At 69.9% G+C, this 13,696-nt stretch carries 14 protein-coding genes; 5 read left to right on the top strand and 9 right to left on the bottom strand.

What is annotated here, in order from left to right:
- Together C4V41_RS57570 and C4V41_RS57565 are read left to right on the top strand one after the other, a co-directional pair.
- On the top strand, positions 1-663 hold the full coding sequence (locus C4V41_RS57570) for a class I SAM-dependent methyltransferase (protein WP_200824987.1): 663 nt from the start codon (positions 1-3) through the stop codon (positions 661-663).
- A gap of 78 nt (positions 664-741) precedes the next feature.
- Complete coding sequence (locus tag C4V41_RS57565; protein ID WP_103964525.1) at positions 742-1,368, top strand: NUDIX domain-containing protein; 627 nt, start codon at positions 742-744, stop codon at positions 1,366-1,368.
- Here the strand turns inward: C4V41_RS57565 and C4V41_RS57560 are convergent.
- From C4V41_RS57560 to C4V41_RS57520, 9 genes are all read right to left on the bottom strand, one after another.
- Positions 1,365-4,112, bottom strand: a complete 2,748-nt coding sequence (locus C4V41_RS57560; RefSeq protein WP_103964524.1) for a CDP-glycerol glycerophosphotransferase family protein — start codon at positions 4,110-4,112, stop codon at positions 1,365-1,367. The two genes, C4V41_RS57565 and C4V41_RS57560, sit on opposite strands and share 4 nt — an antisense overlap.
- Positions 4,113-4,319: 207 nt before the next feature.
- Positions 4,320-4,634 (bottom strand): MGMT family protein, encoded by a 315-nt coding sequence (locus C4V41_RS57555; protein ID WP_103964523.1) that lies wholly within the window; start codon positions 4,632-4,634, stop codon positions 4,320-4,322.
- Complete coding sequence (locus tag C4V41_RS57550) at positions 4,622-4,990, bottom strand: hypothetical protein (protein ID WP_103964522.1); 369 nt, start codon at positions 4,988-4,990, stop codon at positions 4,622-4,624. Before C4V41_RS57550 ends, C4V41_RS57555 begins: the two co-directional genes overlap by 13 nt.
- Before the next feature lie 22 nt (positions 4,991-5,012).
- On the bottom strand, positions 5,013-6,167 hold the full coding sequence (locus C4V41_RS57545) for a S8 family serine peptidase (RefSeq protein ID WP_103964521.1): 1,155 nt from the start codon (positions 6,165-6,167) through the stop codon (positions 5,013-5,015).
- Positions 6,161-6,961: a hypothetical protein gene (locus tag C4V41_RS57540; RefSeq protein ID WP_103964520.1), complete on the bottom strand. Its 801-nt coding sequence runs from the start codon at positions 6,959-6,961 to the stop codon at positions 6,161-6,163. Before C4V41_RS57540 ends, C4V41_RS57545 begins: the two co-directional genes overlap by 7 nt.
- Positions 6,962-7,119: 158 nt before the next feature.
- Positions 7,120-8,367, bottom strand: coding sequence for a S8 family serine peptidase (locus C4V41_RS57535; protein ID WP_235031045.1), 1,248 nt, complete (start codon positions 8,365-8,367; stop codon positions 7,120-7,122).
- On the bottom strand, positions 8,355-9,098 hold the full coding sequence (locus tag C4V41_RS57530; protein WP_235031044.1) for a hypothetical protein: 744 nt from the start codon (positions 9,096-9,098) through the stop codon (positions 8,355-8,357). Before C4V41_RS57530 ends, C4V41_RS57535 begins: the two co-directional genes overlap by 13 nt.
- A 37-nt stretch (positions 9,099-9,135) precedes the next feature.
- Positions 9,136-10,317 (bottom strand): adenylyltransferase/sulfurtransferase MoeZ, encoded by a 1,182-nt coding sequence (gene moeZ / locus C4V41_RS57525; protein WP_103964518.1) that lies wholly within the window; start codon positions 10,315-10,317, stop codon positions 9,136-9,138.
- Positions 10,318-10,362: 45 nt separating this feature from the next.
- On the bottom strand, positions 10,363-11,214 hold the full coding sequence (locus C4V41_RS57520) for an alpha/beta fold hydrolase (RefSeq protein WP_235031043.1): 852 nt from the start codon (positions 11,212-11,214) through the stop codon (positions 10,363-10,365).
- A gap of 193 nt (positions 11,215-11,407) precedes the next feature.
- On the opposite strand from C4V41_RS57520, the gene C4V41_RS57515 reads away from it, so the two are divergent.
- The 3 genes from C4V41_RS57515 to C4V41_RS62565 all read left to right on the top strand — a co-directional run bounded on the left by C4V41_RS57515 (position 11,408) and on the right by C4V41_RS62565 (position 13,532).
- Positions 11,408-11,728, top strand: coding sequence for a hypothetical protein (locus C4V41_RS57515; protein WP_103964516.1), 321 nt, complete (start codon positions 11,408-11,410; stop codon positions 11,726-11,728).
- 740 nt (positions 11,729-12,468) lie between these two features.
- Positions 12,469-12,777 carry a hypothetical protein gene (locus C4V41_RS62570; RefSeq protein ID WP_160150767.1) on the top strand — a complete coding sequence of 103 codons (309 nt, stop codon included), beginning with the start codon at positions 12,469-12,471 and terminating at the stop codon, positions 12,775-12,777.
- A gap of 443 nt (positions 12,778-13,220) precedes the next feature.
- Positions 13,221-13,532 carry a hypothetical protein gene (locus C4V41_RS62565; RefSeq protein WP_160150499.1) on the top strand — a complete coding sequence of 104 codons (312 nt, stop codon included), beginning with the start codon at positions 13,221-13,223 and terminating at the stop codon, positions 13,530-13,532.
- Positions 13,533-13,696: the final 164 nt, after the last annotated feature.

The raw sequence follows: 13,696 nt of genomic DNA, 5'->3' as shown, positions 1-13,696 counted from the left end.
ATGACCAAGACGGACAAGGGCTACCGGGGCATCGGCATGGAAGGCGCCATCGCCCGCTGGTACGCCACCAACAACGCCAAGTCCCCCACCAGGTACGACGAGCAGGTCGCCATGGTGCGGCAGCGCGCCGGGAAAGGGGCCAGGATCCTGGAAGTCGCCCCGGGCCCCGGATTCCTGTCGATCGGCCTCGCCGCGACGGGCGACTACACCGTCACCGGCCTCGACATCAGCGAGACCTTCGTCCAGATCGCCCGGGCCAGGGCCGCGGAGGCCGGCGTGCGGGTCGACTTCCTTCTGGGGAACGCGTCCGCCATGCCGTTCGACGATGACGGTTTCGACTTCCTCGTCTGCTGCGCCGCGTTCAAGAACTTCTCCGACCCCGTCCAGGCCCTGCGGGAGATGCGCCGCGTGCTGCGGCCCGGCGGCCGCGGGCTGATCCTCGACCTGCGCAAGGACGTCTCCAAGCAGGCCGTGGACGAGGACGTGGCCCGGATGGAGATGGGTGCGCTGTCCAGGATGTTCACCAGGTTCGCGCTGAAGTCGTTCCTGCCGCGGCGGGCGTACACGAAGGGCGATTTCGAGCGGATGACCACCCAGGCCGGGCTCGGGACCTGCGAGATCCGGCAGTCACCGCTGTCCCTTGAGGTGGAGTTCCAGAAGTGAGCCCGGATCGCTCACATACGGAGCGTGGGCCCTTGTAACGTAGGGTCGACATTTCGCCCTGTGCGGGAGGTTGATGGCATGCGCTGGCAGGTCCACTCCGAGAAGTCGCTCTACCGCGACCCCTGGCTGGACGTCCGGGTGGCGGATGTGGAGCTGCCCGACGGGCGCCGTCTCGACCATCGGCTGGTCCGGTCCGCGCCGGCGGCCGGGGCCGTGATCACCGACTCCGCCGACCACGTGCTGCTGATCTGGCGGCACCGCTTCATCACCGACACCTGGGGATATGAGATCCCGCTCGGCCAGGTCGACGAGGGCGAGATGCCCAGGGCCGCGGCGGCGCGCGAGGTCGAGGAGGAGACCGGCTGGCGGCCGGGGCCGCTGCGGCCGCTGCTGTCCATCCAGCCGAGCAACGGGTTCTTCGACAGCCTGCACCACATCTACCGGGGCGAGTCGGCCACGCACATCGGGCCGCCCTCCGACCCCTGGGAGGCCGAGCGGGTGGAGTGGGTGCATCTGTCCGGCGTCAGGAAGCTCATCGAGAACGGCGAGGTCGTCTGCGGGACCAGCATCTCGTCCCTGCTCTACCTGCTCGTCGAGTTCACGCCGGACGGCGGGGCCCCGCCGAAGGCCAGGGATCTGGCCTTCGGCGCGGACTATGACCCCGCCAGGCGATTTCTGCTGCCTGATCTTCCCGAGCTCTTCTAGGAGAAGAGGTGGTCCACCACCCTGGCCGTGGCCTTGCCGTCGTCGCGCGGGGCGAACGTGGCGCGGAAGGCGTCGTAGCGGTCGGCGTGGGCCGCGGCCACCTCGTCGATCGACCGCAGCGCCTCGATGACCTCGGCCGACGTCGAGAGCACGGGGCCGGCCGCGAGCTCGGGCAGGTCGAGGTAGAGGCCCCGCTTCGACGAGTATTTCGCCAGGTCGTAGCCGTAGTGCACGATCGGCCTGCCGGTGGCGGCGAAGTCGAACATGACCGAGGAGTAGTCGGTCACCAGGACGTCGGTCACCAACAGCAGATCCGCGATATCCGGATAAGTCGTGACGTCGCGGGCGATGTCGGGGACGGCGGGCATGGCCTGCATCGGGTGGGCGCGTACCAGGATCTCGTGGTCGGCGCCCAGCGCCTCGCGGGCCTTGGCGAGGTCGAGCTTGACCATCGCGTTCTTGCGGTCGTAGTCGCGCCAGGTCGGCGCGTACAGGATCACGCGCTTGCCCTCGGCCAGCCCGAGCCGCTCGCGCGCGGCGGCGGCCAGCGCGTCTCTGTCGGGCGAGTTGAGCACGTCGTTGCGGGGCAGGCCGCTCTCCAGGATCTCGCCCTTGTAGCCGAACGCCTTGCGCAGCACCGGCGTGGCCCACGGCGACTGCGACAGCAGCAGGTCCCAGCCGCGCACCTCCGCGGCCTGGCGGTGCCAGATCGGCGGCCTGGGGTCGCGGTTCATGTGCGGCTGGTCGTTGCCGATCAGCTTGGCAGGGGTGCCGTGCCACGTCTGCAGCACCACCTGGTCCTCGCGGGCGCGGAACCACACCGGCAGGAACGAGTTGGTGACGATGTGGCGCGACCTGGCCAGGGCGGCGTGGTGCTCGCGGCTGCCGGCCCGGACGACGCTCGCGCCGCCCGGCGGCACGAACGCGCCGTCCTTGACCACCCAGATGTGCTCGCGGTCGTCGCCCCTGCGCAGCCGCTCCTCGTAGATGGCGCGGACGCTGTCGGCGTAGAGGCGCCCGTCGTTGACGACGTAGACGGTCGCGTCGTTGAGCGGCTCGGTACGCTGCGCCGGGTAGAAGACGCGGCGCAGCACGTGGGTGCCCGCCACGCCGCGCTCGTCGGCCGGCCTGGCCTCCTCGACCGTGATCACCGGCACGTCGAAACGCGTGGAGATCATGCGGTACGTGTGCCCGCCCAGCGTGCGCGGCTCCTCGTCGAGCCCGGCAAGGGCCGCGTGGTCCATGCGCAGCGGGACGATCTCACCCGAGGGGTGCCGGATCGACATGTTCCAGGTGCCGGAGCTCAGCGGCACGGACTCGCCGAAACGGTCCATGGACGACGGCTCGACGCGTACGGAGAACTGCGCTCCGGAGCGCTCCATCGGCAGCAGATAGGACAACCCGGACCGGTGCCGCAGCGTGAGCGTGCGGGGGCCGTCGGCGTCGGGGTAGTCGCCGCGCAGCACGAGCGCGGAGCCGTCCCAGACCGCCGAGGTGATCACCGGGCGGATGCGGTGCGCCGAGACGACCACCCGGTCGCGGCGGTCGCCGAGCACGGTGATCTCGCGGTCGCCGACCGGCGTGCGGGTCTCCACCAGGTCGCCCAGCATGACGGAGGCCGCGGGGTCGCCCTTGGGCTCGACCCAGAGCCGCCGCCCGTCCTTCTCCTGCAGCAGGGTGGGCACGGCCAGCCCGACCAGCACCTGCGTACCGTCGCCTGAAGGCGTGAAGTCGGCGGCGATGCGGTGGCCGCCGAGCCTGGCGTGGCCCTTGGTCACCTGCCGGCCCGGCAGGGAGATCTTCAGTTCGAGGCGGTCGCCGTCGAGCGTCACGCCGGTCAGCTCGGCCCTGTTGGGCTGGAGCACGACCTGCAGGGCCCGGTCGGACGTCCAGACCGGTCTGACCCACCAGCCGGGCTTCAGCTTGAGCCCGGCGGGCCGCTCGGGGCGGCCGATCGAGGAGCCGCGCAGCAGACCGGTGGCCCGCGCGCCACGGCTCCAGAACACGATCTCGGCCCGCCACGTCGTGGCGTCGGGCACGGAGGGCCGGTGCCGCATGCGGCGGCGCACGCCGTGGACCACCGCGCGCACGGCGCCGCGCCAGCGCAGCGGCCACGGGCTCAGCTCGGCGGTGAAGCCGGACCAGTCGTAGTTGCAGCCGGGCTCGCGCGCGCCGTGGGTGGCCTCGGGGGCCAGCACCCGGCGTGTGCGCATCCGGATCGGCGGCAGCCAGCGCGGCCCGCGCAGGACCACGGTCGCCCAGTTGGCCCTGCGGCTGCGGACCGAGAGCCCCGCCAGGTAGGCGAAGCCGCTCACGCGCAGCCTGCCGTTGACCCAGACGATGTCGTCGATGTGGGTCACCGGCACCATGTCGGCGCGCCGCAGCCGGTAGAGGTCGGGCGACAGTTCGTCGCGGAAGGGCAGGTCGGCGTACCAGCGCAGGCCCTTGCGGATGCGCTTGGACGGCTCTGCCGCCGCCGTCACGACCTTGGCGAGCGTCTCGCCCTCGACGAGCTCGTCGTCGGGGCGGTGCTCGATCAGATGAACGACGACACGGCGCGCGACCGGCAGATCGCGCTTGACCCCCGCGTCCACGGCCGCGAGGTAGGGGCGTACGAGGTCGAGCATTTCGCGACGTCGCGCCGGGCCGCGTTTGACCGCCAGGTCGATGCGGGACCCGAGGGGCCCGCTGAGCACCTCGGTGTCGAACGCCGCGTCGCGACCGCCTGGGCCGACTGCTCGCATGACCGCTTCCAGAGGCTCGCCACGATCGCAAAGATCCTGGACAGCCTTGAGGCGGTCGGCGAGCGAATCGCCGCCCTGGCTCTGGGCTGTGACGCCGGTGGCCATAGGGAGGCACCGCCTTTCGGGCCGCCATGAGTGTTCTGCCCATGGTAAGGGGAGTCGCATGTCACAGAATCGCCCATTCGGCGAAACCGCAGGTCAAACTACTTACTGAAAATCCGCTGAACGCCCGTCCCAGCGAGCCAGCCTCATGTCCACCCGTTCGCCCCGTAGCGGGGTGCCTTCCTCACGCCAGTGGGTCAGGCAGCGTTGCAGGTGGTCAGGGGCGGCGCCGGTGCCGTTGGAGTGCACGACGCGCCACCACGGCACGCCGCCGCCCCAGGTGGACATCACCTTGCCGACCTGGCGCGGGCCGCCCTCACCGAGATATTCGGCGATGTCGCCGTAGGCCATGACTTTGCCGGGCGGGATGCGCTCGACGAGGTCGAGCACCCGCTCGACGAACGGGTTCATGGGCTCCATGCGGCCGGACCGGCGTCGATGATCTCGTCGAACTTGCCGATCTCCACGATCCCGCCGCCCGAGTCGACCTCGATGACGCCGTCGCGCACCGCGTAGACCTCGCCGTCCTCGCCCACGAGCCGGGCGCCGAGCACGGCCGACAACCGCAGGAGCTGGGCCACCTGCCAGTCGGAGCCGGGTTCGCCGATCAGCCGGCCCTGCCAGCGGGCCACCGAGTGCGTGGTGCCCCCGTGACGGGCCCCGATCTGACCGTATCCCTCAGCGTTGCGCAGCTCGAAACCGGCCGGCGCGATGGCCCTCGCGAGCTCCGCGAAGGCGAGTGGCGACTCGCGCACCACCCGCAGCTCGTATCCCATGACGCGCGACCATAGCGGATCTTCACTCTCTACGCTGATTGAGCACGATGATCGCCCCGCAGAACGTGATCAGCGCGATCAGCACGCCGCCGCCGTAGAGCCACAGCCGCAGCGGATCGGCCCCCGGCCTGGTCGGTACGGGAGAGTCCTCCCCCTGCCCGAAATGCTGCATTCCGGGCACGACGCTGCGCTGGGCCCCGGTCAGCCGTTCGGCGGCGTTGAGCGCGGCGGCCGCGTCGACCACGCCGAACCCGGTCTGATCGTCGTATCCGGCGGCGGGCCGGCCCCTGGCGCCGGCGGCCAGCGCCTGGGCGACCTGCTCGGGCGGCAGCTTCGGATGGCGCGACTTGATCAGCGCGGCCACGCCGGCCACGAGCGCGGCGGAGGAGCTGGTGCCCTCGGACATCTCGTAGCCGCTCTTGCGCTTGACCACGGGCACGTCCACGCCCGGCGCGGCCACCAGCACGGACAGGTTGTCGCTGCTGAACGTGGCCCGCTTGCCCTGTTTGTCGGTGGCGGCCACGCCGATGACCCCGGGGTAGCCGGCGGGGAAGCTCCAGTAGGAGGTGCCCTTGTCCTTGGCGTAGGTGGTCAGGCCGTCGTTGCCGACGGCGGCGACCAGGACGACGCCCTTGCCGAGCGCGTAGGAGACGGCCTCGCGCTCGGACCTGACGGGGCCGTACGAGCCGATCGACATGCTGACGACCTGGGCGCCGTGGTTGGCGGCGTAGCGGAGGGCGCGGGCCAGCGGGCTCTCGGCGGAGATCTCGCCGTCCTCCATCGGCGGGAAGGCGCCGCCGTCGGGCTCGTCGTCGGTCATCATCGGCAGCGACAGGATGCGCGCGCCCGGCGCGACGCCGATCAGCCCGTCGTCCTCGCCCGAGCCGGCGATCAGACCCGCCATGGCGGTGCCGTGCCTGCCGGGCGGCAGCCGCCGCTCGACCGCTCCCGCGCTCATGTCGGGACCGGCGGTGACCCGGCCTTTCAGCTCCTTGACCCGGTCGTCCACGGCGCTGTCGACGACGGCGACGGTGACGCCCTCGCCCTTGGTGATGGACCACGCCTGCTCGACGTTGAGCGCGTCGAGCACCCATTGCTGCTGTTCCCTGACGGGGTCGGCGGCGGGGCCCGGGAGGACGAGCAGCGCGGCCGTGAGCGCGCGTACGGCGGTCAGCACACGTTCCCCTGAGTGCAGGGCGGCACCTTGGGCGGGTCCGCCAGGAAGTAGGCGATCTGGTTGCCGATGGACTTTGCGGCCGGCCAGAGCTCGCTGTGCAGGATCTCCTCGGGCGGGATCGCGGCCCTGGTGCGCCCGTCGGCGTAGCCGCCCGTGGAGAACACGACATAGGGTCCCGCGCCCACCCACGCGGTGCGCTGGCGCTGGTCGGGGCCGAAGCGCTCGGTGACGGTGCCGGGGAAGGCGACGGGCAGCACGCCGACGCGGTCGTCCTGGGTGAGCTCCTCGGTGGCCGAGACCCGGGAGTCCTCGTCCTTCAGCACCGCCACGCCGACCGTGAACACGAACGAGGCCGTCTGGTCGATGTACGTGGCCCGCAGCATGGTGAGGCAGCCATGGCTCTGCAGCACCCCGGCCACGGAGGCGTCCACGCCCTTGGCGCACTCGGTCTCGGGGGCGATGCCGACGCGCTTGGCGTACTGCTGGGCGCGGTCGAGCCCGAGATACTTGACCTCGTCGGGGAAGACGCCGGTGGCGGGCCACGCCTGCCAGCGCCGGGCGATCTCCTCCTGCTTGTACTGGTTCTGCTCAGAGGACGTCAACGGGCGCGACCGGGTCTCGGCCAGCAGGCCGATCGTGCCGAGCAGCACGACGACCGCCGACACGGCCACGATGACGCCGAGCAGCGCCACGAACATGCGCCGGTAGCGCACCCCCTGGCGCAGGCTGACCAGTTCGGCGCGCTCTTTGGCGGCCGCTCGCCTGCGGGAGTCCGCCGCCGGCCACGAGCGCACGCGTGAGCGGCGGCCGGTCGCGGTACCAAGCGGGTTTCTCCCCCCCGGCGTGGCTTCTCCCCCGGCGCGCGGTAGCCCTGAGGTCGACCTACGTGCCTTCACCACCGCCTCGTTCCCGCATTCGACATGTGTCTATTTCGTCCCCCTTGATGGGCGGATCATGCGTCTTGTGAGCTGTGTGCCCGGCGTACGCGTCTGACCAGGATGAATATGACGCTCAAAGACGCGAGCGCGCCGGCGGCGGCCGCCGCGGCGATCGCCGTGTACGCCGTGACGCGCTGCTCGTCCCTGGTGATGACCTTGACCGGGCCTCCTTTGCCCCCCGCGACCGGTTCGGCGGGATCCTGGACCCGGCCGACTCTCGCGGTCTCGGTGTGGTGGGCCAGTTCGCCGGCCTCCGACAGGGCCCTGGCGGCGTTGACGACGCCGAAGCCGGTGCCGGTGTCGTAGCCGCCCGGGGGCCGGTCGGTGGCGCTGTCGGCGAGGGCGCGTGCCACGAGCGGCGGCGACATGTCCGGAAATTTTGCCTTAATGAGGGCTGCGACTCCCGACACCAGCGCGGTCGCCTGCGAGGTGCCCCTGCCGACCCAGTATTCGTCGCCGGGGCCCGCGCCCATGATGTCGACGCCGGGGGCGGCCACCAGCACAGAAGAGTTCCAGTTGGAGAACGCGGCCCGCTTCAGCCGCCGGTCGGTGGCCCCGACCGAGACGACCCCGGGGAAGGCGGCCGGATAGGAGTAGGGGGCGAAGTCGGCGTCGATCTTCCTGTCGCCCTCGTTGCCCGCGGCGGCGACGAGCACGACGCCCTTGGAGATCGCGTAGCGGATGGCCGCGCGCTCCTCCCTGGTCGCCAGCTCTTTGGAGATCGACATGTTGATCACGTCCGCCCCCTCGTCCACCGCGTATCGGATGCCGCGGGCCACCACGTGCTCGAAGCGCTCGGCCGAGTTGAACTCGCGGAAACCCGGCTCCTCGTCCTCGAGGATGACCCTTACAGACAGTACGTCCGCTTCGGGCGCGACGCCGATGATCCCTTGCTTTCCGTTCAGCCCGTGACCGTGGCCGGCGATCAACGAGGCCATGTACGTGCCGTGCAGCCTGCTGGGAGCCGTACCCGGCGGATTTGCGCCCTCGGTGAAATCCTTGCCGACGCGTACGGACCCGGCGAGATCCCGATGGCGCGGATCGACGCCCGAGTCGAGCACGGCCACCAGCACCCCGGCGCCCTTGCTCGCGCGCCACGCCTGGGTCAGCTCCAGCGTCTTGATCACCGCCTGCTGCCCCCCGCGTACGTCGTCCGCCCGCGCGGGCCCCGCCCCCGCCAGCAGCGTCACGGCGACCACGGCCGTGACGGCGGCCCGCCGAGTCAGAACCGTAATGGCGGCCCGCCGGGTCAGCACTGCCACTCCGGGGACGCGCAGTCGGGCATCTTGGGCGTGCTCAGGCCGGTCAACACGTGCTCGGAGATCTCACCGGCGAAGGCGAAGATGGCCGGTCGTGGCTCGGCCGCCGCGTCGGCGGGCCGGCCGTCCACCTGCCCGGCCGTGGTCAGCACCAGGTAGGGGCCCGCCTGCCGGACAGATCCCGACTGACGGACGGCCGGGCCGAACCGGTCGGACACGGTGTCGCGGAAGGCCAGCGGCCGCAGCCCCGGCGCGGGCTTGCCGTCGTCGACCCCGACGTCGGCGCCCATCCGGACGAAGGCGGACTTGGCTCGGACGGCGCCCAGCTCGTCGCGGAGCGCCACCACGCCGATGGTGACCAGCACGCCGCGCAGCGCGTCGATGTAGGTGGCCCGCAGCACGCCCTTGCAGCCCGCCCCGCTCAGGGCCCTGACCGCCTTGGCGTCCACCGAGTCGCCGCACGCGGTCTGCGGCGAGATGCCGATCCGGCTGGCGCGTTCCTGGCCGCCCTGCTCGGCGGAGTAGGGCAATGTGGCGGGGAAGATACGGCCCGTGGGCCAGGTGCGCCAGCGGTCGGCGACCTCACGCCTTGCGGCCTCGTGCAACTCGGCCGTGCTCGGCCCACGGGTGAGCTCCGTACCCGCCGCGCTGCCCGCCACTCCGGCGGCCACCGCGCAGACCAGCGTCAGCGCGGAGGCCACCACGAGGGTGGGCCAGGGGCGGGCAGAGTTCACGCCATCGACCTTAACCAGCCAAGGCCCCCAGAAACCCCTAGTAGCTGGGCAGGCTCGGGTCGACCGTCTTGACCCAGCTCAGCACGCCACCGCCGACATGGACGGCGTCGGCGAAGCCGGCCGCCTTGACGACCGCGAGGGCCTCGGCGGAGCGGGCACCCGACTTGCAGTGGAGCACGATCTTCTTGTCCTGCGGCAGCTTCTCCAGGGCCGAGCCGTTGAGGAACTCGCCCTTGGGGATCAGCGTGGCGCCGGGGATGGAGACGATCTCGTACTCGTTGACCTCGCGGACGTCGACGAGGAAGATGTTCTCGCCGTTGTCCTGCATGGCCTTGAGCTCCAGCGCGGTGATCGTGGAGCCGCTGGCGGCCTGCGCGGCCTCGTCGGAGATCGCGCCGCAGAACGCCTCGTAGTCTTCGAGCAGCTCGGTGACCGTCGGGTTCTTGCCGCACAGCACGCACTCGGGGTCCTTGCGGACCTTGACGTCGCGGTACTTCATCTCCAGGGCGTCATAGATCATCAGCCGCCCGACCAGCGGGTCGCCGATGCCGGTCAGCAGCTTGATGGCCTCGTTGACCTGGATGGAGCCGATCGACGCGCACAGCACGCCGAGCACGCCGCCCTCGGCGCACGAGGGCACCATGCCGGGAGGCGGGGGCTCCGGGTAGAGGCAGCGGTAGCAGGGGCCGTGCTCGGCCCAGAACACGCTCGCCTGGCCGTCGAAACGGTAGATCGAGCCCCAGACGTACGGCTTGCCGAGCAGCACCGCGGCGTCGTTCACCATGTAGCGCGTGGCGAAGTTGTCGGTGCCGTCGACGATGAGGTCGTAGCCGGAGAAGATCTCCATGACGTTTTCGGTGGTCAGGGCCTCGTTGTGAATCACGACCTCGACCAGCGGGTTGATCTCGCGCACGGTGGCGGCGGCGCTCTCCGCCTTCGGCCTGCCCACGTCGGACTGGCCGTGGATGATCTGGCGCTGCAGGTTGGACTCATCGACCACGTCGAAGTCGATGACGCCGAGGGTGCCGACGCCCGCCGCCGCGAGGTACATCAGCGCGGGCGAGCCCAGGCCCCCGGCGCCCACACACAGCACCTTGGCGTTCTTCAGCCGCTTCTGTCCCGCCATCCCCACGTCGGGGATGATCAGGTGGCGCGAGTAGCGGCGCACTTCGTCGACGGACAGCTCTGCGGCCGGCTCGACCAGCGGTGGCAACGACACTTTCTACGCTCCCGTTTGCAGGGGGTCTTATCTCCACTGTGAAACCTAGCTGGGCAGTGGGGCATTCCCCAATCGAGTCTCACCGATCAGACGGCGTGCTTCGGCCGCCACCACCTGCGGCATCTCCATCTGCGCCACGTGACCCGCCGTCGGCAGCAGCACGAGCCGCACCTGCCGGAAGGTCCGGTACGCCTTCCGCGCCATGGCCGGCCGGACGAGACGGTCGTGCCGGCCGTGGATGATCAGGGTGCGCGCCTGGACCCTGGCGGCCTGGTTCCACAGGTTGTCCTCGCCGCGCCGGAAGTATTCGGCCACGATGCCGCGGGCCGAGGCGATCATGGCCTGGCCGGCGTAGGGGAGGTCGTCGCGCCTGCGGAGCTCCTCGACGGCGTCGCGCAGGCGGATCGGATGCACGGACTTCGCGTTGCCCCAGACCATGGAATGGGAGGCGTTGACCCGCTGCTCGGCCGGGACCAGGCGGAGCCGGTCGGCCACCCACTCGCCCAGCATGGGCACCGCGGCGGCGGCCACGCGGACGGGGCCGTAGCGCGGGAGCAGGTCGGGCAGCGCCGGTGAGATGAGCGTGAGCGTACGGACCAGGTCGGGGCGCGCGGCGGCCACCCTGACGGCGACCGCGCCGCCGAGCGAGTTGCCGAACAGGTGCGCGGGCCCGGTGTGTTCGAGCAGGCCGATCACGGCCTCCGCGTGGGCCGCGACCGTGTAGTCGCCGTCGGCGGGCTCGGGCGAGAACCCGGCGCCGGGCAGGTCGATGGCGTGGCCGGTGACCGTGTCCTTGAGCTCGTCCATCAGGTCGGTCCAGTTGGTGGCCGAGCCGGCCAGGCCGTGCACGAACACCGCCTGCTCGGCGCGTCCCGCCGGGGTGGATCGGACGTGCACCGGGCCGATCATGCGTCCCGGCCAGTGTGGGATCGGCGCCGCCATGGGGGTTCCACCTCCTGGGTCTTGAACATCCTCTCAACGATAACCATCTCCCCCGGAGGGGGTCTGGATTCCGTACAGAACGGTTTTTACCCCACCTATCAGGACATCAGCGCGTTTACAACCCCAAATATTGACAAGGGGTAATGGCATGCTCACAATCCGTATCACCGCGAGCCTCGCGGCCGCGGCGCTCGCGAGTGGCGTACTCGTCGCGCTGGGCGGCGCGAGCCCGGCCGGCGCCGTCACCGTTCTCGAACGGCCGGGCTGCAGGTATCAGGTGCAGCACGTCATAACGAGGCTGAACGTCCGGATCGCGCCGCGCGGGCGGATCGTGGACAAGCTGTATCCGGGGGATCGCACATGGGGTAGCTGCAAGAAGCTCGGGAAGTGGCGCAGGATCCACGGGACGGAGGTGGGCCGGCGGGGGTTCGCCTTTGCGGCCTACCTGAAGAAGATCGGCCGGCGCTAGACGGAACCTTCGCGGCACGGACCCTCAGGGAGGGGCGCGGCGCCGCGATGCCGCCCTCCGCTGGGACGCGGCTCAACATCGGACATTTCTTGATATTTCGCTTCATAGATGTCCAAGCAGCCTCATGGCAGGGCAACAGAGTGGCAAAAGCTGCCGTATGTCGTTTATGACGGCCACAGCCGGAAAGCATCTTTGCCAGTGCGACACCGTCAGCGACGCTTCCGGCACCCACCGTATTGGTGGAGCGGGCCGGGCAGAGACCTCGCCGGGGAACGCACAACAGCGAGCGACACCTTTTCGGGGCGGATCGACACCCTCCTCGGAGAATGACGATTGCCGTCCATGCCCGATTTCAAATTCAGCCGGGCGATACTGGCGGACGCCATTATGGTGACGCGAAAAGCCGGGCCGTCACGCCTGAAGCGGGCACCATTCGCCATGCCTGAAATCTTTCACCATTCAACGGCCGGGGGTTCCCGCACGCCCTGACGCCTCCCGTTTGCGGACCAATCGGACATATGGTGTCATTTCATGGGATAGATGTTTAATCCAAGCAATAAGATTGTTAATGCATAGCAAAATAGGGTGATTCCTGTTTGCCCGCCCGTCGCCCCGGAAATGACATTAACCGGATGACTCTTCAGCAGCCGTCCAAGACCTGTTTCAGGTACCAGGAAACGTCTCGAACGGGGCAATCCATCCTTTAGGGGGAAAACACAATGCCCAAGCTCAAGAGTGTTATGGCAGGACTCGCCATCGGCACGGCGATGACCGGCTCCGTGGTCGCGATGGGGACCACACCCGCCGTCGCCGCCCCGGTCACCACTGGCACGTCCTTCGTCGAGGGCGACAACTGGGGTTGGGGCCACCACCACCGCCGCAAGAACCGCTGCGGCCGTCACCACAACCGCGGCTGGGGCGGCTGGGGTGGCTGGGGCAACGGCCACCGCGGCTGGGGCAACGGCCACCGCGGCGGCCACGGCAAGATCTGCATCGTCATCCGCAACCACAACCGCAACGACAACGGCCCGAGCAACGGGAAATGGTGACATGACCGTGCTCTAAGGACGAGGGGAGAGGGATCGCCATCCATTGATGGACGCCGTCCATACTTTAGGCGTGGATTTCGACCGGAGGATTTCGAATTCTTGGGAGCGGCCCGTACGGGGGTGCGGATCGGACCTGAGATTCCTTCTCCTCGTCTTCACGGCAATTCTTATTGAGGGCTCCACTGGCGTCTGCCGGGGGGCCCTCTTCGTGTTGCCCGGGGCGAGAGGGGGGTGGTTGTGGTTTCTTCTGTTATCGGGCAAAAGAAGACAATGCCGGTTTGTTGGTGTTTCGCCCGGTTATATGCAGGAGTGCGGATCCCGGTTTTTCTTCCGGGTGTCCGCGGCATCCGCTACCGGGTCCGCCGTCCTCGCGTTTCGCTTGGCAGGGTTTCGGTGGCGGCTGCGGGCAACAGGGCAATCGAACCTTTAGGGGGGAATCTCAAATGCCCAAGTTCAAGAGTGTTCTCGCGGGTCTGGCCATCGGCACGGCGTTGAGCGGGGGTGTGGTGGCCGCGGGTGCGACCACCGCCTCGGCCAGCGCGGTCCAGAGCGGTACGCAGGCCGGCACGCAGACCTCGGTCCTGACCGGATGGGGCTGCCAGGCCCGGCGCCGCTGCGGCTGGGGCTGGGGCCGCGGCTGGGGCGGCTGGCGCCGCAACCACGGCTGGGGCGGCTGGCGCCGTCACCACGGCGTGGGCCGGATCCGCATCGTCATCGTCAACCGCAACCACAACCACCACGGCTGGGGCAAGTGAGCGACCCCAGGCAGACACGGGCTGAACCCACGGCGCACTAACCAACGCCGCAGGAGTCCCCCCACACGATGAACTCCGACACGCCCATCAGTGCCCGTATTCACCGGAAGCGACCTCGACCACACGGCACGACGTCCACCCACCGAATACGGGCACTACGCCTG

The sequence above is a fragment of the Nonomuraea solani genome (genome assembly GCF_900108335.1).
Taxonomy (GTDB): Bacteria; Actinomycetota; Actinomycetes; order Streptosporangiales; family Streptosporangiaceae; genus Nonomuraea; species Nonomuraea solani.
Note: the sequence above shows the minus strand (reverse complement) of the source record. Positions and strands in the feature narration are given on the sequence as shown.